Here is a 21,100-nt window from a genome sequence, read left to right as displayed (position 1 = left end):
TTTTCGTAATACGGAGTGTTAGAGTAACGAATGAGTGGAGGAAGACTTTTAGTGAGCCTGCTAGAGAACTTTTTACCGGCGTTTCTGGAAGAGGTCGTCGGCGACCGATTCGGACGCTATTCCAAATACATTATCCAAGACCGCGCGATCCCGGATGTTCGCGACGGTCTTAAACCCGTACAACGGCGCATTCTCTATGCGATGTATGATGCTGGCAACACGCCGGATAAGTCCTACAGGAAATCCGCCAAAACCGTCGGGGACGTCATGGGTAACTATCATCCTCACGGCGATGCGTCGATTTACGAGGGCATGGTGCGGATGGCGCAGCTTGGAAAATGGGGCACATGCTCATTGACGGGCATGGCAACTGGGGCTCGATGGACGACGATCCCGCGGCGGCCATGCGTTACACCGAAGCGCGGTTGTCGCCCATTGCAATGGAGCTGCTGCGCGATATCGAGAAACGCACCGTGCAATTCAAGGACAACTTCGATAACTCCACCAAGGAACCGGTCGTTCTGCCTTCAAGATACCCGAATTTGCTGGTAAATGGAGTAAGCGGCATATCCTCCGGCTTCGCGACGGAAATCCCGACCCATAACCTACGGGAAATTATTGATGCCTGTGTTGCGCTGATCGCCAATCCGGACATGACGGTCGCCGAGTTGATGAGCATCGTTAAAGGTCCCGATTTCCCGACGGGCGGCCTCATTATGGGTGAAGACGGAATACGGGAAGCTTACGAAACGGGTAAAGGCAGGATATACATTCGCGCCAAAACCGCGATCGAAGATGTGAGAGGCGGCAAGCAGCAGATCATCATCACCGAGGTTCCCTATCAGGTCGTGAAATCAAGGCTCGTTAACGCCATTGATAATATTCGCATGGAAAAGAAAGTCGAAGGGATCGCCGAAGTCCGCGACGAAAGCGGTCGAAACGGTCTGAGAATCGTAATCGAGCTGAAGAAAGATGTGGACGCCGACGGCATCCTCGCTTATCTCCTGAAGAAAACGGATCTGCAAGTCGCTTATAACTTCAATATGGTAGCCATCGTCAAGAAGGCGCCGCGACAATTGGGCATCAAGGCGATGATGGAAGCCTATATCGAGCACCAGAAGGAAGTCGTTACGTTCCGCACCCGTTATGATCTGGAGAAAGCGGAAGACCGCGCGCACGTTCTCGAAGGCCTCGTGAAAGCATTGAATGTTCTGGATGAGGTCATTGAAACGATCAAAGCGTCCAAAAACCGCCTTGACGCGCAGGCGAACCTGATGGCGAAGTTCCAGTTCTCCGAACGGCAAGCGGACGCGATCCTGACGTTGCAGCTGTATCGTTTGACCAATCTGGAAATCACACAGCTGGAAAAAGAGCATGGGGAGACGATGAAAAAAATCGCTCAATTGCGAGCCATTCTTGAAAATCCCCGCAAACTCATGAATGTGATCAAGGACGAGCTGGCCGAAATCCGCGAGAAATACGGTATCGATCGCCGCTCCGTCATCCAGGGTGAAGTGGAAGAGATCAAAGTGAACCTGGAAGTGACCGTACCGGCAGAAGAGGTTATCGTGACCATCAGTCGGGAAGGTTACGTGAAACGCACCAGTCTGCTCTCCTTTACAAGGTCGGGCGGAGAGATCGAAAGCGCAGGGGTCAAGGAAGGTGACGTCATCCGTTGGAATCTGACGCTTAACACGTTGGATCCGATCTTCATCTTCACGCAAAAAGGCCAATACTTCCTGCTGCCGGTGCACCAAATTCCGGAATTCAAGTGGAAGGACACCGGCACCGCAATCGTCAATCTGCTTCCGCTCGCCAAAGACGACAAGATAGTGGGCGTAGTAACCGCTAAGCCTGGAGAGCTTGCTCCCCAGTCGGCGGGAAACAGCGGTACAGACAACCAGCCTGTCCTTGTTTTCGTAACGAAGCGCGGGCAAGTGAAACGCACAGCATTAGCGGAGTATGCGACGAGCCGCAGCATGGCTATCGCTGCCTGCAAGGTATCCGAAGGCGATGAAATCATAAAGGTGTTCCGCAGCGATACGCCGGAGGATTTATTGCTCATTACGGAGCAAGGCATGAGCATCCGCTTTAACCTTGGCGAGGTCAACCTTCAAGGACGCGTTGCGGGGGGCGTAAGAGGAATCGTGCTGAAAGAGAAAGATCGACTGGCCGATGCCGTTACCGTATCCGGTGACGAAGGAGAAGTTCTCGTCCTATCCGACCTTGGTTATGCGAAGCGTACGCTGCTGTTGGATTATCCGCAGCAAAGCCGGGCCGGCAAAGGCATTCAGACGTTCGAATTCAAAGAGGGCAAACGGGTCCGTTCCAACGGAGCGAGATTGATTGCCGGATTTTACGTCAAAGAAGCCGTTACGCTGCTGACGATAACGGCCGGCGGTTCAGTATCCGAGTTCTCATCCGAGGCCGCTCCGATCGATGATCGCAGGGGCCAAGGCAAGTCGATGACATCTGTAGATCGCGGGGATTTGTTGACGGAAGCTTTCAAAAAACCGATGATGTCAAGCTAATTAACGGACGTCCTGTCAGTCATACGGACCGTCCTGCGAATCCGTTCGATCGATCCACTTCAATAACATATCCAATACGACCCATAGCGGCACCGGCTCCTTCAGCCGATCGAGCCACTGTGGGTCTTCTATTAATCCGGCATCTTGAGCCATCTGCCCGATCATTTTAATTCGTTCATCCGATGCGGTCATGGGTTCGCCTCCTCTAACAGTATTCTGCGAATTTCCCCATTTTCTGTAGCTAGTATATGTCTTCTTATGTCGCCTTGTTCGTTATGGGCGCGGTTTATGTCGTAAATATTTAATCGCGTTAAACTATCTTTCGACACAGCCCCTGAGTATAATAAAAGAGGAGGCAAGGTTCGGGAAGAAAGGGGCATACCTGTGGAGAATGCGGCGGATTTTGTGAAAAGCTGGATGAAGCTAACGAAGGATTGGAACGCCCGGATGGAAGCCGAGCTGGCCCCTGGGTTAACGGTAGGACAGCTGGAAGTGCTGGAGCTTCTGCAAGCCCATGAGCCGATGAAGCCCTCCGAGCTGCTCCCCCATCTTGAAACGACTCCAGCGGCGGTCACGACTTTGCTCGATCGTATGGCACGCAACGGACTCGTTGTCCGGAAAAGGGACGAGCGGGACCGGCGGATCGTGTGGGTAACGATGACTGAAGTAGGCCGTTCTGAAGTGGAGCGGGGAGTCGCTATTCGCAGCGACATCGCGAATCGCTCCTTGGAGCGGGTATCCAGCCATAACCGGCAGTTATTGGTGTACCTGATCAGCAAGGTGGCCGGTACCCGGGATAACAACGCAACCGGCGAACGTCAGCCGGCCGCGGACACGGCTGCGGAAGATGCCAAAGATAACCTGGAAACCCCGGCTATATAATCCAAATGGAAGCACCCCTGACGTCACAAAGCGAAAGGGGCGTTTTTATCCTATGCGTAAAGCCCCATTCCTATGCCGGAAAGGGGCTTCGTCTTGTTAAGATTGGCTTTCCCATCTGCCGTAAATTCCGCAAGGCAGCGTAAGTCCGCTGCGGGTGATCGGCAGACCGATCTCACCGCAATCAAGAGTGCCGCCGAATTTGCGGCCGACGGACATTTGCAGCAGATTGTGAAGAACGGTAGGGGACAGACCGGTCGTATACGAGTTCACCAACATGAACAACGGACGATCGGACAGGATGGAGAGGCAGGACTCCAAAAACGGAAACAGATTTTCCTCCAGCTTCCACATCTCGCCGTTCGGACCCCGACCGTAAGACGGCGGATCCATAATAATGGCCTCATACTGACGGCCGCGGCGTTCTTCCCGTTGAACGAACTTGAAAACATCGTCCGTAATGTAACGGATCGGAGCGCTTTCCAATCCGGACAGCTGCGCATTCTCTTTCGCCCATTGGACCATTCCTTTGGCGGCGTCCACATGGCACACTTCGGCTCCGGCCGCAGCGGAAGCGACTGTCGCGCCGCCGGTATACGCGAACAGATTGAGAACCCGGATCGGCCGATCGGCGGATCGTATTTTGTCCATCATCCAGCTCCAGTTAACCGCTTGTTCAGGAAACAAGCCGGTGTGCTTAAAGCTGGTGGGGCGGATATGAAACTTCAGAGGACCATATGAAATTTTCCATCGATCCGGCAGCGTACGGCGGAAACTCCACTCCCCGCCGCCGCTGGAGCTGCGGTGGTAGTGGCCGTCGGCTTGCTTCCAAGCCTGGTGCTCCGCTGCGATCGGCCATATAATCTGAGGATCCGGCCGTCTCAGAATGACGTCTCCCCAACGCTCCAATTTCTCGCCGTTGCCGGTGTCAAGCAGTTCGTAATCTTTCCAATCGCGAGCTATCTGCATAAGTTCGGTTCTTCCTTTTCTCTAGTCGTCACCGGGCGTGCCCGGGCTGAATCTGTAGCCGAATCCGCGCACCGTTTGCACCCAGCGCGGGCGGGCGGGATCGGATTCCATCTTTTTACGTAAATTGCTTACGTGTACCATCAGCGTCCGGGTATCGCCCATGCTGTCCGACTGCCATACACGCCGGTACAGCTCCTCCAACGGAAAAACCCGGTTAGGCTGGCGCGCCAGTACGCTGAGGAGCTCAAATTCCTTGGCGGATAAGGCAACTTTGTCACCGTTAAGACGTACTTCCAAAGTGCGAAAGTCGATTTCAAGTCCGGGAAACGAAAGTACAGCAGCGGCATCTTCGCCGTTCCGCTCCCGCGTCCTGCGCCTGCGGATATGCGCCTGAATTCTTGCGACAAGCTGACCAGGGCTGAAGGGTTTCGTTATGTAATCGTCTCCGCCCTCGGATAAGCCTCGTATAATGTCCCGGTCCTCGCTTTTGCAGCTTAAGAACACAATGGGCACATCCGCGCAGGCACCTGAGCGCAAGCTTCGGCAAACTTCGATTCCATCCATTTTACCAAGGTTCATGTCCAGAACGATTAAATCCGGAATGAGCGTTTCGGCGATCCGGAGCGCGTCTTCTCCATTGTCCGCCGTATGAACCGTGTAGCCCTCTCTTTGCAGATAGAGCGTAATCAGCTCCGTGATATCGAGCTCGTCATCCACGACAAGCACGTCGGCTGAAGACCCTGTCACCCTATTTTCCCCCAAATCGAAGAGTCTTGATAACACACGCTTAATTATAACGAAAGCGTTGACGTGTAATCAATGCGCCGTTACAATGACGTTCGAGCACGAACGAACGATAATCCGTAACTAACAGTATATGCCGGGGAGAGAACATCGTGAAGTTTTACCATTGGATTAAGCCGAATGCGGTGAAATGGGTGTTTGCGGCCATTTGCCTCGTCACGTTGACATGCGGGTGTGCCGCATCCTCTCCAGACTCACACAGGCATTTTCCGCAAGCGAAGAACGGCCTTATCGATCTAACCGAATGGTCTTGGAACACGGACGGCGTCGTTCCTCTTAACGGTCAGTGGAACTTCAGCTGGCTCGATACCGATGAGGAAGGCCATGCAAGGGCAATTCCCGGCACGATCGAAGTGCCCGCAACCTGGGGCAGCATCCCCGCCGGTAATGGCATTCACATCCGCGATCAGGGAATCGGGATCTATCAACTCACCGTTCGGCATCGTACGGAGCGGAATCTGCTGGCCATCCGAGTGCCGAATGTGTCGACCGCATATGAACTGTACATAGACGGACAGCTGGTTCTTTCCAGAGGCAAGGTCGGTGAAGACGCTCGCTCGACCGTTCCGTTCCAGATGCCGGCTACCGTTTATGTGGACGCCGAAAGTCCGCAAACCTATCTGAAGCTCGTTGTCGCAAACTTCGATCATAGGCGCGGCGGCATTCGTACGGAGCTCATTGCCGGACAAGCAGATCAAATAGAGAAGCTGCAAATGCGCGATGCGGCCCAGGAGCTTATCGTATTCGGCTGTTTGCTCATGATCGGCTTTTATCATATCGGTCTCTACGTGCTTCGCAGAAAGGAGTACGCGAATCTGCTCTTCGCTTTACTCTGCTTGTTCGTCGCCCTTCGTATGGGCTTGATCGGCGAGGGATTTCTGTTTCAGTGGCTGCCGGAGCTCGGCTGGGAGTGGGGAACGCGGCTCGAATACACGGCGTTTGTGCTCGCGGCGTTGTCCGGCTTCGGTTATTTTCACAGGATCTACCCGCACGAAATCAGGCGCAGATGGTTTAAAATCGCCGCAGCGGCGGCCGCTGTGCTCGTTATATGCGCTTTAACGCTGCCTTCGCTGGTGTTCACATCTTTGCTCGCTATGTTCCAGATATATGTGCTGATGGTCAGTGCAATAACGCTGGCCGCCTTGCTCGTCTCCCGTATACGCAGGCGGGAAGGCGCAAATCTCGCTTTAATCGGTGTTGCAGGCCTTGTCCTGACGATCATTAACGACATTTTGTTCTATAACGGCTGGTGGCGCTCTATCGATATGGTCCCTTTCGGGCTGCTCTTTTTGGTGGTGATGAATTCCTTCATCATTTCGCTGCGATTTTCCCGAACCTATGAGCGGGCGGAACGGATGTCCGCCGAGCTCGGCGAACTAAACAATTCGCTCGAAGAGCGAATCGCGCAGAGGACAGAGGAGCTGGAGCGTGCGGAGCTGTCCCGAAGGCAGCTGGTGAGCAATATTTCGCATGATTTGCGCACGCCGATGACACTGCTTCAAGGCTATCTGGAAGCACTGAGGGATGATGTCATCACCGATCCGGAGCATCGGCAGGCGACGATCCGTTTAATGCTCGGCAGGCTGGACGGACTGAATTCTCTCATTCAGGATCTGTTCGAGCTTTCCGTACTGGAGGCCAGGAGAGTAGAGCTCTCGCGGGATGTGATCAGCTTATCGGATTGGCGCGAACGTATTTTGGAGCAGTATAGTATGGAGATACGGGAAAAAGGCATTCAGTTTGACTGCTTGATTGACGGCGAGCATTCGTCTTCCGCCACCGTGTGGATCGACGTACGCCGCATGGACCGCGTATTCGCCAACCTGCTCTACAATGCTCTTAGGTATACGGCTGCCGATGGCAGCATCACCATTACGTTGAGAGCTTTGCAGGACAGGGAGACTGTGGAAATCTCGGTGGCCGACAGCGGAACAGGCATACATCCCGAGGATTTGCCTCATATTTTCGACCGCTTTTACAAAACGGACAAATCCCGCCATTCCTCCTCAGGAGGCAGCGGTCTCGGACTTTCGATTTCCAAAGAGATCGTGCAGCTGCACGGCGGCACCATCCGGGCGTACAATCAACCTGAAGGCGGAAGCATTTTTTTGATGCATTTGCCTGCATACGGCCGCGGCGCCTCTTAAATTTATTTCCTGTACTTTGCTGTTTCTTTAGGCAATAATAACTTTGATCTTCGTGGTAAGAATATCCTGAATACTATCGGATCCGGAAAGGGAGATGGAAACAGATGAAAGTTCACATACTCGGCGCCAAGATGACCCATGCAGAAGACACCGGTTTTGTGGGGCACGTGCAATTCGAGGTGGAAAACCATAAGAGGCCATATGAAATTACACTTCAAAGCAGCGACGGCAAGCGTGATTGGAGCTATGCGTTAAACTTCCTTAACGAGCCCGGCAGCGAAGAGGAAATTCAGGCTGTAGACGAACAGCTCGAGGAGAGCGACGCTTTTTTCGAGCAATTTGTTACTGCGGTTAAACAGGCTTAAAGGAGGTTCTATTTTGTCCAGTCAGCAATTGGCCGCATCGGCAGCAGACAAATCAAGGCTTCCGGTGATGGTCAGCATCGTTCTGTCGATGCTTGTAGCCTCTATGGATACAACCATCATCAATACCACAATGGGTTATATCGCCAAAGATCTCGGCGGCTTTGAACTTTATGCCTGGAGCTTCGCTTCTTATATGATCATGGCAACCGTTGTTTCACCTGTGGCAGGAAGAATCTCGGACTTGTACGGACGTAAAAAGATTTTTGCGGCGGGAATCCTCATTTTTCTAGCCGGATCAATCCTGTGCGGCGCGGCGAACACCATGCTTCAATTGGTCGTATTCCGAACGGTGCAAGGCCTCGGAGCGGGCATCATGATGCCGTTCCCGGCCATCATTGCGGGAGATTTGTTCGCCGTGGAGAATAGAGGGAAGATCCAGGCTCTGTTTACGGGCATGTGGGGGCTATCAGCCGTATTGGCGCCTTTGCTCGGCGCGGCATTAGTCGAGTATTCCAGCTGGCGCTGGATCTTTTTGATCAATATCCCGATTTGCATCGTTTCCGTTATTTTGTTGACCTTTTACAAGGAAGTTTACCATCCGAAAAAATCGAAGATCGATATTTTAGGCGCGCTTCTGTTTGCCGCCGCAATCAGCTTGCTTCTGTTGACGACAACCGCCCGGACATATGAATTCGTATATGCGGCAGGCGGGTTGTTGGCACTCATTCTATTTTACCTGTATGAGAGACGCCACCCTTCTCCCGTCATCCCGCTGTCCATGCTTCGCAACCCGCCGATTGCATGGATGATTATCAACGGGTTCCTGAGCTGTATCGCCCTGTTCGGATCATCTTCCTATATCCCTTTGTTCTTGCAGGAGCAGAATTACTCGCTGTTCATGAGCGGGTTGGCGCTGCTTGGCATGTCTATCGGATGGATGGCGGTGTCCGTGCCCTCGGGCAAATGGATCGTGCGTTACGGCTATTCCAGGCTCATGATCATCGGCAACGTCTTTCTTGTGTTATCCGCTGCCATGCTGTTCCTGATGCGGCACGGACACGGTTTTTGGTATGTATTTGCGGCAATGGGCGTGCAGGGGCTTGCGTTCGGGCTTACGTCCACTGTGTCTACGATCGGGTCGCAGCAATTGGTAGAGCCGCATCAGAAAGGGATCTCCACCTCACTTCAGCTGTTCTCACGAAACATCGGGACAGCAATGGGCGTCACGATCATGGGAGCCTTTCTGAATCAAGCGGCTAATTTCTATGCAGGAATTCACCATTTGTTCGTATATGGATTAATCGCTTCCTTGATCGCATTCGGCTCTTCGTTAATGATTCGCAGAGTTTGACATAGGCATCTTGTGCAAGGGTATAATCAAGGAACAAGCTTGCTACTACTCACAATGCCTAGCCTAATTAAGAGGAGGAGATTGTTCTGGAAATCATCTATCACGGACATTCTTGCGTACAGCTGGTCACTAACGGCAAATCGCTCGTTATTGACCCTTTCTTGAGGGGCAACGAGCTCGCGGTGACGAAACCGGAAGATATTAAGGTCGACAACATTCTTCTTACGCATGCCCATATCGATCATATTCTGGACGCGGAGCCGATTGCGAGGAGCAATAACGCACCCATTGTCGCTATGGTTGAACTTGCCATGTATATGGGCGGCAAAGGACTGAAAACAATCGATATGAACCTCGGGGGCACGGTGGATTTGGGTTATGCCAAGCAACCATGATACAGGCGTTTCACAGCTCCGGGATCACCCTTGAAGAGGGGAAGGTCATTTACGCAGGCATGCCTGCAGGATTCATTATTCGCGCTGAGGGATTGACCGTTCTACATACCGGCGATACGGCGTTATTCGGAGATATGAAGATGATCGGCGAGCGCTATCCGATTGATGTTGCGTTCATCCCGATCGGCGGTCATTATACGATGGGACCTGAGGACGCATTGCTCGCAGCCAAATGGTTCGGAGCCAAGCTCGTCATCCCGGTCCATTACAACTCGTTCCCGCTTATTCGCCAGGATGCTGAAGCATTCGTTAAGAAGCTGGAATCCCAAGGGCAAAAGGGCAAGGTGCTCGCTCCGGGGGAGAAGCTCGAAGTGCAAGCGGGCATGTGAGCTTAAAGTCATCCAAAATAATAATGTAAAGAGGAACCTTCAAATGGAACAATTCGAGCAGCGTTTGAAACAATATGCGGCACTCGCCGTCGAAGTCGGCGTTAACGTACAGCGTGGCCAGACCCTGATGATTACGGCTCCGATCGAGGCGGCCGCTTTCGTAAGACAAGCGGTTAGACGCGCTTATGAGATCGGAGCAAACCATGTTCATGTCGAATGGACGGACGAAGACGTCACGAGAGCCCGGTTTGAGCTCGCATCCGAAGAGGCATTGGCTGAATTCCCAAGCTGGAGAGTAAATCCGAGAGTTGAAATGGCGGAGGGCGGCGCAGCTTTCCTGTACGTCGTTGGCGATAGTCCGGATTTGCTCAAGGGAATCGACTCCACACGTATCGCCGCAGCCAACAAGGCTGCAGGAACGGCAATGATACCGTTCAAGAAGTTTCAGATGAACAATGACGTGGCATGGGCTATTATTGCGGTACCTTCTCGCGCTTGGGCGGATAAAGTGTTTCCTGATGTGGAGGAATCCCGCCGCGTCGACGCACTTTGGGAAGCCATCTTCGCCGCTACCCGCGTCAGCAACGGCAATCCGGTCGACAATTGGCGCGAGCATGCGGACACGCTGACCGGTAAAGCGGCAAGGCTCAATGAACGTAAATACAAAGCTCTTCATTACCGGGCTCCCGGCACGGATTTGACCGTCGGGCTTCCCGAAGGGCATATTTGGGTGGCGGCGGGTTCGCGCAACGCTAAAGGAACCGAGTTCATCGCCAATATTCCGACCGAGGAAGTATTCACTTCACCGCTCCGCGGCAGCGTTAACGGTAAAGTGACAAGCAGCAAACCGTTAAGCTACGCCGGTAAACTGATCGACAACTTCTCATTCACATTCCAAGACGGTAAAATCGTCGATGTCAATGCAGAAAAGGAATACGATGCGCTAAAGCGGCTGGTCGATACCGACGACGGCTCTCATTACCTGGGCGAAGTCGCGCTTGTTCCGCATCGCTCGCCGATTTCGGATACGAACATCGTTTTCTACAATACGCTGTTCGACGAGAATGCCGCTTGTCATTTGGCAATAGGGATGGCGTTTCCTTTCTGCATGGAAGGCGGCAGAGAAATGAGTAAAGAACAGCTTGCGGAGCGCGGATTGAATAACAGCATAACCCATGTCGATTTTATGATTGGCAGGGAAGATCTCGATATTGACGGAGTTCTGGCCGACGGTACGACGGAACCGGTGTTCCGCGCTGGAAACTGGGCTTTCTAATGAGCTGAACGGAATGGAATGAAAAGGGGAACGAATGAAAATTCGCTCCCCTTTTTTGCATTTTTACTCAGGCTCCCGTGGCGTTCCGGGCCAACCGCCGTAGCCGCCGCCATACGGATGATAGCCATATGGATGATACCCGCCGCCGTAAGGGTGGAAACCGCCGCCATAAGGATGATACCCTCCGCCGTAAGGGTGGAAACCGCCGCCATAAGGATGATAACCCCCGCCATACGGGTGGTAGCCACCGCCGTAAGGATGATAGCCGCCGGGATAACCTCCCGGAGGATATGCTCCGGGGAATTGACCAGTCGTGTATGGGCTGAATGCCATTCCATAAAACCTCCAATCGAATTGATGATGTAGCGTATGCTTATCAGCACAATCGTGACACTTGCCCCAATAAGTTGGGCGTATAACAGTGACCGCCCTTTGATCGGTTCCGCGAATAACACCTGCCCGCGAGCACCCTGGAACAGCACAAAAAAGGAGAATGCAGCCCGGTAAAGAATAGATAAATTTACTGTGTTTCCGTAAAAAATGATAAAGGGAGAGGAAGTCACACTATGACGGCCTACATTTGTACGACTTGCGGAACCCAAAATTCCTCGTCGGAGCTGCCGCCTGCGCGATGCTCGATTTGTGACGAAGCACGCCAGTTTGTCAACCCCGACGGACAGGCTTGGACCACGCTTGCAGAGATGCGCGACGGCAAAACTTTTCGCAATATGATTTCTCACGACGAAGAAAACCTATACAGTATCACGACTGAACCTGAATTTGCAATCGGACAAACCGCTTATTTGGTGAAAGCGGACGGCTTTAATCTTTTGTGGGATTGCATTACTTATCTGGATGATCAAACACTTCAACAATTAGAAGAGTTGGGCGGCATAGACGCGATCGGCATTTCCCATCCTCACTACTATTCCGCGATGGTAGAATGGGCACAAGCATTCCATGTCCCGGTTTATCTGCACGCAGACGATAAGGAATGGGTCATGAGATCAAGCGACAGTATACACTTCTGGTCCGGTGAGCAACTGAAATTGGCGGGCGGATTATCGTTACATCGTTTAGGAGGGCATTTTCAGGGGGGCACTGTATTACACTGGGCGAGCGGCAATGAGGGGAAAGGCATTCTGCTTACCGGTGACATTATCCAAGTCGCGGCAGATCGCCGGTGGGTCAGTTTTATGTACAGCTATCCGAACCTCATTCCGCTGCCCGCTGCAAAAGTTCAAGACATCGCACACAGAGTGAAAGACTTGAAGTTTGACCGGATCTACAATGCATTCCATAGAGTGGTAAAAGAGAATGCGGCAGAATCCGTACAAAAGTCTGCTGAAAGATATATAAAGGCTTTACAAGCTTAAGAATTTAAGGAAATTTCCGCTCCGGATCGGGGCGGATTCATTTTTTTAGGGAATTGGAACCTTTTCTTCGCGTCGTTGTCTAATCTATCGAGGTGAGAGCGTTGGCGCATGAATATTTGAAATACGTGGACGACATTCCTGCCGTAGCGCTGCAGGATTTGATACAAGACCACGGCCAGGATGTCTGGAACTATGCGTTCTTGTTAACCAGAAATCATCACGTATCCGACGACATCGCCCAGGATGTGTTTCTGCAAGCCTATCAGCATATCGGCACGTTCCGCGGTCAATCGTCCGTCAAAACATGGCTTTTTTCCATCACCAGAAACAGGGTCTTCAACTACAAGAAATCCTCTTATTTTCGAAAGGTGACGCTCCTCGATTACTTGTATCGAGCGCCAAGCGCCAAATCGGCGGAAGAGGAGTACATGAACAGGACCTATACGGACTCGATCTGGCAGCTGGTCATGAAGCTTCCGCCCAAATACCGGGAGGTACTGGTATTGGACGCGCAGTATGAGCTGCCGTTGACAGAGATTTCTTCACTGCTGCAAGTGTCTGTAGGCACAGTGAAATCACGTCTGCATCGCGCCAGGAGCAAAATGAAGGACTATCTGAAGGAGGTTGACGGAGAATGAAGGAAATGAAACCGGAGTGGTATGGCAGAATGATGAGGGGGCCTTTTCTAGACACTTTTGCTGCCTCGGATACGATGCTTAAGGTGGAACAAAAGCTCCATGCCGGGCGTGCATCCTCGAAGAGACGCAGAGCATCCTGGACGGCTGCAGCAATAATAACATTGCTCGTCCTTTGCGGCATCTCCTTGTATCCTCAAATAATCGCCCAGCTCTCATCCAGAGGGACTGTTCCGAGCAGTGGTATAGATCAGTCCGCGATCACTCATGGAGATGTAAAGCAGCGTTTGCATATCGGAATGAGCGAAGAAGAGGTAATCGGTGCCTTCGGAAAACCGACGCAGGAGGGGGGTGTAAGACGTGATTTTGCGCAGACGCACCGGGAAGATCCGAACGATATCAATACATGGTCTGAAGTTGATTTGTGGCGGTATGACTTCGGTGTACGGGAAGGGTACAAAGCGGGGTCTGACGATGCGGCGTACGGATTCGACTTGTCGGGGATTGCGAAAGGCGACATAAAGTCGCAGCTTGTCATCGTGTGGAAAGACGGCAAGGTCGCTCGCGCATTGTACCGGTACGGTAATTCCGGCTCTATCATCTACTCCGACATCAGTCCGGCTCCCGCAAAGCCCTAAATATCAATAACAAACCGCCTCAGCCGATGAGGCGGTTATTGTGCGTGATGAACCGGAGAATATGTTCTGATGTGTCCCAGCGGTCAATTTTCGCCGATTCCGTTACGCCCCAAAAGTCACCGCCCTGCGCCCCTTCCTCAAAAGCCCAATAATCGAGGTCGTGAAAGATACGGTGAAGGTAGATCACAGCTTTTACGTCTTTCTCACGGGCGGCGATATCAACAAGTTTGCCTGCCGTTTCCAAGTCTTTCACGAAGCTCGAAACGGGCAGCGCTTGTGCAAGCTTTGCGTATAGGCGCGTCTCCATAAACGGAGCAATTCCAAGGTAATCCCAATCAGGCGCATGTTTGTTTTCGAGCGACCGAAAATTTCCGAAGCCGGTACGTTCGTTGAATGAATCGTGGATCAGGGCAACCACGTTTCTGACGTCCCGCTCAGTGTGAATGGCGTTTAGCAAAGACTCAAACTTTGCCTCATTGACCTTCCCGATCGGATAGAAGTTCCCGTCACCGTGGGTCGTGCCTGAAGGCATCGCGGCATAATAATAACTGATCATGGCGGACTCGGCCTGTTCTTCCGTCATTTCGACCGTAGATCTGGACAGAGCAATTTGATCGCTTACGATATCTGCGGATTTAATGGAAACCGGATTGCCTTCAACTATGGAATGAGAAGATCTGTACAGCACAATGAGAAGCCCGATAATAACAGTAAGCAGAACAAAAGCACTGACGGCAGACAGAACTATGACTTTTTTAGAAGTCTTCACTACTGACCCCCTTTTGCAAGAAAGTGACGAGTTCTGTTTATTTCTCATTACCCGTATGACGCTGGATCCGGCAAAAGGTTGCTAAAAATAAAAATACCGCTGCTAGAGCGGTACAAGAATGATGATTCACATTGGATCAAAAGGTAATGGTAGCTCTCCAGGAGCCGCCGCCAGTAGTGCATCTATACGTACCGGTAACCGTTCTGCCGTCTGCTCCGACATTTCCCGTGTAGTCGCAGTCATTACCGTCACTGCCGTTTCGTCTGTGGACTTGCACGGAGTCGCCGTACCGGTTGATCGTCAACACCGCTGTGATCGGCTGCGCACCGGGCATTGTCCATCGCGCATCGAAAATGTTGCTGTTGCCGCGCCTCCGCCAGACTCCGGTCCAAGAGCCTTCCTGCTCATGCCATTCTCTGCCTAAGCCTCTCGGACGAGGTCCCGGACCTGGCCCCGGTCCCGGACCTGGCTGCGGCCGCCTGCGAATGGTCGCGCTCCATGAGCCGCCTCCCTGATTGCATCTATAAGTTCCTGATACGGTCCTGCCGTCTGCGGCAATAGTACCCGTGTACACGCAGTTATTGCCGTCACTGCTGTTCTGACGCTGGATAAACACAAAGTTGCCGTATTGGAACATCCTCAGCATAGCCGTAATGGGCTGTGCGCCCGGCATCGTCCATCGTGCATCGAAGATATTGCTGTTTCCGCGGCGGCGCCATACCCCTCTCCATGCACCTTCCTGTTCATCCCACTCGCTGCCTAAGTCCGGTTGTCTGAAATAATAGTCATAGGGATTGTTATAGTAGTCGTAGTAATACATCGCATCGTCCCCTTCGAGTCAATTCATTCAACTACATGTTATGTAGGTGAATTGCCCGGGGTGCTTTTATGTATATCTCGGTAGTCATTTTCCCGTTTTTTTTTAGCAAAAATATTAAACATTATTGATAATCCGATAAGAATCAAGCCGCTAACAATCAATCCGACGTACATCGCTAGTTGAGCAGGCCCACCGCCAAAGAGAAATAATAGATAAACCCAAGCACAAAGAGGAAATGAATCTCATTAATAATTTCATTACAAGCCACCTTTCAGACATAATGGAGAATGACCGATCGTCAAAAAAACGCGGTTACACCAAATCCCCAGGTAAGTTTGAAAATCACTTTTAAATATTAGCTGTGTCTAACTGCTTGCCAGATGACTGTGTGCAGGCATAAATTATCGAATATGTGCAAATGAACTGACCTGTTATGTTCCCATCCCATACATTAGCAAGGTGATGATCGTGCATCACAAACAAACAAAAGATTAGGTGGTGATACTGTGAGCTACGGCGGGGTCGGATATTCCTGCGCAGGTTATGGTGGGGGAAGAATTGCTGCGTTCGCTCTTGTGCTTTTCATCCTGCTGGTCATCATTTTGAGAGCTGGAATTGGGTATTGAAATGCATGCGAACGATTCTCTACCCCATCAGCCTAAGCGGCTTGATGGGTTTTTTTTATTTATAAGATCAAGCACATTACATTCACCCCACCTCCGTCAGTTTTAACAGAGAGGAACATGAACTTTTGATTGCGTAAAGCTCAAATGATACACTATTAGTCACACACACTTATTACATAAACTTACAATTCAAAAGGAGTGAAAGACGTGTCGGTTGATGTTTATCTGAATTTTAACGGTAACTGTCGTGAAGCAGTGGAGTATTACGCAGAAGTGTTTGGATTAGAGAAACCGAAAATGATGGCTTTCGGAGAGATGCCGCCTAATCCGGAATTTGCTCTGCCGGAGGAAGCGAAACATTTGATCATGCACACACGGCTTAACATTAGCGGAAGTAATGTTATGTTTTCAGATGTTTTTCCTGGGATGCCATTTGTGCCTGGAAACAACATCAGCCTTGCGGTTCTAAGTAACAGTAAGGATGAAATCATTTCCGTCTTCAATAAACTGAAAGAAGGCGGCTCTATAGGTATGGAACTGCAAGAAACATTTTGGAGCAAATATATGGCAGTGTGACGGACAAGTTTGGGGTACCTTGGCAGCTAAATTTGGGCGTCGGAGACTGGTGATAAATATTCATTACTGCCGAATGTATGAATGTTAACAAGAAAGCGATGCTTCCGAATAGGGGGCGCCGCTTTTTTTTGAGTGAAGGTAATTTGGAAATATTATCTTTGAGCATGAATAAGGAGGTGGTGCCCAAATGACAACGAACAACAAACCCAATAGATTAGCCAAGGAGAAGTCACCGTACTTGCTTCAACATCAATATAAGCGCCTAACGCATACGCTTGGTAACATTCTCTCTGCAAGGCGGCAAAACCGCCTTACAGAGAGAAGGCCACTCGCGAAATGACGTATAAGGCGACGAAACCGCCTTACAGAGAGAAGGCCGCTCGCGAAATCTGCTGTAAGTCCGGTAGTCCGCCTAGCAGAGTGCCAACCACCCGAGTAAATGTACTGTAAGTCCGGCTACCCGCTTTGCACGCGCCAACCACTCGCGCCAATCTCGCACCCATAAACCAATCAGTACAAAAAAAGTCGACCCGAAGGTCGACTTTTCGCTTACTCGGTAATATCCGCCCACATTTCGTCTTCAACATCCAGCTGGATTTGCGAAGGGTAGACGCGCCGATCAAACTCCGTTTGCATATAGCGCATGATCGCTTCCTTCAGGTTCGCTTCCACCAAGATCCGGCTGCGGCCGTCAATCCACGTTTCAGCGCCGAATCCTTGGTCTTCATCGTAAAGCAGTTCTACTTCGACTGAAGTTGGCGGAACCTCATAGCGCTCTGCCATGTTCAGACAAACGGCGTTAACGATTTGCTCCATACTGAGTCTCATGTACGATTACCAGCGGCGATTCTGATCATGATCCGCAGGACGCTGCGCTTGGCGGCGCCGTTTGAAAGCATCGTATATCGCGCGGAACACTGCGAATAGAACAAACAACGCCAGCACGTTAACCAACATGCCTAAGATATTTCCGAATGCTCCCATACCGCCGAAGAGGCCGCCGAACAGCATACCGGCCAATCCGCCGATCATCATGCCTTTCATCAAGCTGCCGCCGCTGAAAAAGCCGCGGTTGGCGTTCGTTCCGCCAGTACTTGCGGAAGATTTATTTGTTGTGGTGCTCTTGCTCACACCGTCTTGAGATTGAGATGGTGATTTACTGAAAGATTTTTTACTCGAGCTGAACGAACGGGGTCTTGCATCCGCGCTGTCGGCCGGTACGGTTACGACCACCGTAAACGCGAACAAGCTGAGCAACAGCAATGCTTTTTTCCACATGTGATTGAATTCCTCCTGCTAGGATTTGAGATGGTATACAACTTATAATACGGAAGTACAAGCCTGCGGTTTCAGTTTTCGGGATGCTTCACAACAATTTATAAGGTATGCTGAAAAGGTGCCGACACGAAAAAGAAAGGAACAGCCGGGATGAAAATTGATGATTATCCGTTCGAATATATTTATTACTTGGCCGAATATTACGGATCGCGCGATTATTTCGAGTGTCACGAGATCATGGAGCAATATTGGAAAGAGGATCTCCAATCTCCCTACGCACAATGCTGGCTCGTCCTGATCCGGATTCCCGTCGCATTGTATCATGCCCGCAGAGGCAATTGGGCCGGCGCAGTCAAGCTCATGCGCAAGGCGGCGGAGGAAGCGGATCCGGCATTGTTCAGTGAGCTTGGCCTCGACGGCTGCAAGCTGGTGCAGCAGCTCAGCCATACCGCCACGGAATGGCAAAGTCCGGATAGGGTCTACACGGATATCGAACTTCCGATTACGGATGAACAATTACTGCAGGCCGCCCGGCAGCGCTGCCGGGAATTGGGCTATACGTGGGGCACTCCCGGTATGAATGTCGACGAAAACATCATCCATCGCCACACAACACGCGACCGAACCGATGTGATCGTTGCAAGAGCGGAATCTGCAAAGCATAAAGCGCTCAGCCGCGGCGGGATTCCAGATACTCAAAGCCGTCAATGATCATTTCCAGCTCACCCGTCTCAGGATGAATAATGAGTCCGTGCACAGGCGTGCCGGCAGGCAGCAGCGGGTGGTTGCGCACGATATCGACGCTGTTCTCGACGCTCTCCCGCACGCTGTCAAACCCTGTTAGCCATCGGTTCAGATCAATACCCGAATGGCGAAGCGTATGAATCACTTCTTCCGATATTCCCCGCTCCTCCATATGAGTAACGACATTCGCCGGATCGATCGCCGTCATGCCGCATTGATGATGGCCGATGATGAGCACTTCGTTCGCATTCAATTCATAAATGGCAACCAGAATGCTGCGCATGATGTTGCCGAACGGAGAAGTAATGATTGCGCCGGCGTTTTTGATGATTTTCGCGTCTCCGTTTTTCAAGTTCATCGCTTTATCGAGAAGCTGCGTAAGCCGGGTATCCATACAAGTGACGATAACCATTCGCTTGTCCGGGAAACGTGTCGTCAAATATTCCTCGTACATTTTATTTTTCACAAACTCACGATTGTATGCCATGATTTCGTCGATTTTCCGCAATTCTCTTCCTCCTGCCTGTTCTCTATCACTGCAAGGTCAGTGTCTCAGATCCTGCAGCTTAAAAGTATTTGTATAAGTTTGTCCATCGCTCGCAAGCTTGAAACTGCGATTCCCGGGCAAATAACTGATGCGCAGCGGCTCATCGAAATACATTTCATGCTGCTTTTCGTACCAGACGCCGAACGCGTCGCTGTCCGCCTGCAAATCATCCGGCAGAGGGGCGTTCACGGCCCAGAGCGTCGGTACGCCGTCGACAGAGCATCCGCAGCCTTCCGAATCGAACACGAGCTTCCAAACCTTCGCATCCGAACCGAAACGGGTCTCTACCTCGCGGATCGCTTCCTTGCTCCAGCTGACTTTCATATGAACATCTCCTTTTAAACCAAGTAAGTTGATTATAGATTTTACGGAGAGTATGATCAAGAAAGGTAAATATCAGGAGAAAGGGTGTGCCGTATGAGTCGGACGGATTCAAGCTCTTCGGAAACGTTAAAACGCTTTCGGGAGTTAACGAATAGAGTCAAACAATATGAGGAGCTTCTCGGTGTCGTTTACTGGGATATGAGAACGGGCGCACCGCGCAAAGGAATCGCTCTTCGTTCCGAAGCGGTCGGGGCTCTCTCTTCTGAAATGTTCAAGCTGTCGACATCGAATGAGATGGGCGAACTGCTTACTAGGCTGACACAGCCTGACGAGCATGACCGGCTTGATGAGATCAACCGCCGGCTTGTCAAGGAAACGCACAAGGAGTACGAGCGAAACCGTAAGCTTCCGCCGGAGTTGTACCGTGAATACGTGGTGCTCACATCCCAAGCGGAGTCCGCATGGGAAGAAGCGAAGGAAAATAACGATTTTCCCGGATTCGTCGGTTACCTTGAGCGTATTATCGATTTTAACCGCAAATTCATTGAGCTCTGGGGAGTAAAAGCAACCCCTTACGATACGCTGCTGGATCTGTATGAGCCCGGAATAACGACAGCCGAGCTGGACCGCCTGTTCGGAGAGCTCAGAACGCGTCTTGTTCCATTGGCGGAGTCGATTGCCAAGTCGAACGATCAGCCGGATACTTCATTCCTTACCGGGACCTTCGACAAAGAAGCGCAAAAGAAGTTCAGCAGGTTCATCTTGCACGAAATGGGCTATGATTTTGACGCGGGACGGCTGGACGAGAGCGTACACCCGTTTGCTACCGGGCTCAGCCCGGGAGACGTACGGATCACGACCCGTTATTTGGCTAACGACTTGACCAGCGCATTGTTCGGCACGATCCATGAAGGCGGGCACGCGCTCTACGAACAGAACATTATGCCTGAACTTGCCGGTACTCCGCTCGCCGGCGGCACGTCTATGGGGATCCACGAATCACAATCCCGGCTATGGGAAAATATGATCGGACGCAGCCGCGGATTCTGGCAAAGGTATTTACCGGATTTGCAAGCGCTGTTCCCCGGACAGCTGGTTAACGTGAAGCCGGAAGATTTCTACCGCGGAATCAATGTGGTGAAGCCGCAGCTCATTCGTATAGAAGCAGACGAGCTGACGTATAACTTGCACATCATGATTCGTTATGAAATCGAGAAAATGCTGTTCAACGAGGGGCTTTCGCCACGCGATCTGCCTGAGGTCTGGAACCGCAAATACACCGAAGTTCTGGGCGTCACTCCCGCGAACGACGCGGAAGGGGTTTTGCAGGATGTGCACTGGTCCGGCGGATCATTCGGCTACTTCCCTTCTTACTCGCTGGGCAATATGTATTCGGCACAGATGATGCATGTAGCTAAGCAGAGGCTGCCGAAGCTGGATGAGCAGGTTGCGGCAGGCGAGCTGCAGCCTTTGAAACAATGGCTGACCGAGCAAGTGTATCAATACGGCAAAATGCTGGAGCCGAAAGAAATTATTGAAAAAATCAGCGGCCAGCCTTTACAATCTTCGTATTTGTGCGATTATCTGGAGGACAAATACAAGGACATTTACCGTTTGGAGTAGCGCAATAAAAGGGGGCGAAACAGAGGAGACTCTTTTTC

20 protein-coding genes and 3 pseudogenes are annotated in these 21,100 nt (G+C 51.5%); 13 read left to right on the top strand and 10 right to left on the bottom strand.

Translation table 11 applies throughout. The annotated features are described in order from the left end of the window. Window positions 1-51 precede the first annotated feature (51 nt). Window positions 52-2,531, top strand: a pseudogene (gene gyrA / locus SD71_RS17290) (DNA gyrase subunit A). A 15-nt stretch (window positions 2,532-2,546) separates the two neighbouring features. Here gyrA and SD71_RS24250 read toward each other — a convergent pair. After that, a complete protein-coding gene (locus SD71_RS24250) occupies window positions 2,547-2,723 on the bottom strand; it encodes a hypothetical protein (protein ID WP_165418320.1) in 177 nt (58 codons plus the stop codon). A 192-nt stretch (window positions 2,724-2,915) separates the two neighbouring features. On the opposite strand from SD71_RS24250, the gene SD71_RS17285 reads away from it, so the two are divergent. Beyond that, window positions 2,916-3,413, top strand: coding sequence for a MarR family winged helix-turn-helix transcriptional regulator (locus tag SD71_RS17285; RefSeq protein ID WP_326998771.1), 498 nt, complete (start codon window positions 2,916-2,918; stop codon window positions 3,411-3,413). A gap of 96 nt (window positions 3,414-3,509) precedes the next feature. Here SD71_RS17285 and SD71_RS17280 read toward each other — a convergent pair whose 3' ends face one another. Beyond that, window positions 3,510-4,379, bottom strand: coding sequence for a class I SAM-dependent methyltransferase (locus SD71_RS17280; protein ID WP_041065883.1), 870 nt, complete (start codon window positions 4,377-4,379; stop codon window positions 3,510-3,512). Window positions 4,380-4,400: 21 nt separating this feature from the next. Further along, window positions 4,401-5,126 (bottom strand): response regulator transcription factor, encoded by a 726-nt coding sequence (locus SD71_RS17275; protein WP_082034313.1) that lies wholly within the window; start codon window positions 5,124-5,126, stop codon window positions 4,401-4,403. Window positions 5,127-5,275: 149 nt separating this feature from the next. Here SD71_RS17275 and SD71_RS17270 point away from each other — a divergent pair, with 149 nt between their 5' ends. From SD71_RS17270 to SD71_RS17250, 5 genes and pseudogenes are all read left to right on the top strand, one after another. Next, on the top strand, window positions 5,276-7,330 hold the full coding sequence (locus SD71_RS17270; protein ID WP_041065880.1) for an ATP-binding protein: 2,055 nt from the start codon (window positions 5,276-5,278) through the stop codon (window positions 7,328-7,330). A gap of 104 nt (window positions 7,331-7,434) precedes the next feature. Continuing rightward, window positions 7,435-7,695, top strand: a complete 261-nt coding sequence (locus SD71_RS17265) for a hypothetical protein (RefSeq protein WP_041065877.1) — start codon at window positions 7,435-7,437, stop codon at window positions 7,693-7,695. Between the two features lie 67 nt (window positions 7,696-7,762). Beyond that, window positions 7,763-9,046 carry an MFS transporter gene (locus SD71_RS17260; protein ID WP_041066254.1) on the top strand — a complete coding sequence of 428 codons (1,284 nt, stop codon included), beginning with the start codon at window positions 7,763-7,765 and terminating at the stop codon, window positions 9,044-9,046. A gap of 86 nt (window positions 9,047-9,132) precedes the next feature. Further along, a pseudogene (locus SD71_RS17255) lies at window positions 9,133-9,830 on the top strand (metal-dependent hydrolase). Between the two features lie 43 nt (window positions 9,831-9,873). Beyond that, window positions 9,874-11,106, top strand: coding sequence for an aminopeptidase (locus SD71_RS17250; protein ID WP_041065874.1), 1,233 nt, complete (start codon window positions 9,874-9,876; stop codon window positions 11,104-11,106). Between the two features lie 63 nt (window positions 11,107-11,169). Here SD71_RS17250 and SD71_RS23240 read toward each other — a convergent pair whose 3' ends face one another. After that, window positions 11,170-11,439 carry a hypothetical protein gene (locus SD71_RS23240; RefSeq protein ID WP_082034312.1) on the bottom strand — a complete coding sequence of 90 codons (270 nt, stop codon included), beginning with the start codon at window positions 11,437-11,439 and terminating at the stop codon, window positions 11,170-11,172. Between the two features lie 233 nt (window positions 11,440-11,672). Between SD71_RS23240 and SD71_RS17240 the strand changes: the two genes are divergently transcribed. The 3 genes from SD71_RS17240 to SD71_RS17230 all read left to right on the top strand — a co-directional run bounded on the left by SD71_RS17240 (window position 11,673) and on the right by SD71_RS17230 (window position 13,755). Continuing rightward, window positions 11,673-12,482 (top strand): MBL fold metallo-hydrolase, encoded by an 810-nt coding sequence (locus SD71_RS17240; RefSeq protein WP_041065868.1) that lies wholly within the window; start codon window positions 11,673-11,675, stop codon window positions 12,480-12,482. A gap of 101 nt (window positions 12,483-12,583) precedes the next feature. Beyond that, complete coding sequence (locus SD71_RS17235) at window positions 12,584-13,120, top strand: RNA polymerase sigma factor (protein WP_052476361.1); 537 nt, start codon at window positions 12,584-12,586, stop codon at window positions 13,118-13,120. Continuing rightward, window positions 13,117-13,755, top strand: a complete 639-nt coding sequence (locus tag SD71_RS17230) for a hypothetical protein (protein WP_041065865.1) — start codon at window positions 13,117-13,119, stop codon at window positions 13,753-13,755. Before SD71_RS17235 ends, SD71_RS17230 begins: the two co-directional genes overlap by 4 nt. A gap of 19 nt (window positions 13,756-13,774) precedes the next feature. Here SD71_RS17230 and SD71_RS17225 read toward each other — a convergent pair whose 3' ends face one another. Further along, entirely contained in the window at window positions 13,775-14,524 is a 750-nt protein-coding gene (locus SD71_RS17225; protein WP_041065861.1) for a hypothetical protein, read from the bottom strand. A 136-nt stretch (window positions 14,525-14,660) separates the two neighbouring features. Continuing rightward, window positions 14,661-15,344 (bottom strand): hypothetical protein, encoded by a 684-nt coding sequence (locus SD71_RS17220; protein ID WP_041065859.1) that lies wholly within the window; start codon window positions 15,342-15,344, stop codon window positions 14,661-14,663. An 833-nt stretch (window positions 15,345-16,177) separates the two neighbouring features. Here SD71_RS17220 and SD71_RS17215 point away from each other — a divergent pair. Further along, window positions 16,178-16,599 (top strand): annotated as a pseudogene (locus SD71_RS17215) (VOC family protein). Between the two features lie 496 nt (window positions 16,600-17,095). Here the strand turns inward: SD71_RS17215 and SD71_RS17210 are convergent. Both SD71_RS17210 and SD71_RS17205 read right to left on the bottom strand, forming a co-directional pair. Continuing rightward, a complete protein-coding gene (locus tag SD71_RS17210) occupies window positions 17,096-17,374 on the bottom strand; it encodes a DUF2653 family protein (protein WP_041065856.1) in 279 nt (92 codons plus the stop codon). Between the two features lie 6 nt (window positions 17,375-17,380). Continuing rightward, window positions 17,381-17,824, bottom strand: coding sequence for a hypothetical protein (locus tag SD71_RS17205; protein WP_041065853.1), 444 nt, complete (start codon window positions 17,822-17,824; stop codon window positions 17,381-17,383). A gap of 150 nt (window positions 17,825-17,974) precedes the next feature. Between SD71_RS17205 and SD71_RS17200 the strand changes: the two genes are divergently transcribed. Further along, window positions 17,975-18,535, top strand: a complete 561-nt coding sequence (locus tag SD71_RS17200) for a DUF309 domain-containing protein (protein WP_041065850.1) — start codon at window positions 17,975-17,977, stop codon at window positions 18,533-18,535. Here SD71_RS17200 and SD71_RS17195 read toward each other — a convergent pair. Further along, the gene (locus tag SD71_RS17195; RefSeq protein WP_152619498.1) at window positions 18,495-19,076 is read right to left on the bottom strand and encodes a beta-class carbonic anhydrase; all 582 of its coding nucleotides are present in this window, start codon (window positions 19,074-19,076) and stop codon (window positions 18,495-18,497) included. The two genes, SD71_RS17200 and SD71_RS17195, sit on opposite strands and share 41 nt — an antisense overlap. A gap of 36 nt (window positions 19,077-19,112) precedes the next feature. Continuing rightward, window positions 19,113-19,439 (bottom strand): iron-sulfur cluster biosynthesis family protein, encoded by a 327-nt coding sequence (locus SD71_RS17190; protein WP_041065848.1) that lies wholly within the window; start codon window positions 19,437-19,439, stop codon window positions 19,113-19,115. A gap of 93 nt (window positions 19,440-19,532) precedes the next feature. Between SD71_RS17190 and SD71_RS17185 the strand changes: the two genes are divergently transcribed. Continuing rightward, entirely contained in the window at window positions 19,533-21,062 is a 1,530-nt protein-coding gene (locus SD71_RS17185; RefSeq protein ID WP_041065845.1) for a carboxypeptidase M32, read from the top strand. Window positions 21,063-21,100: the final 38 nt, after the last annotated feature.

This window comes from Cohnella kolymensis (assembly GCF_000829465.1).
GTDB lineage: Bacteria > Bacillota > Bacilli > Paenibacillales > Paenibacillaceae > Cohnella > Cohnella kolymensis.
This window is presented reverse-complemented; position numbering and strand designations above follow the sequence as displayed.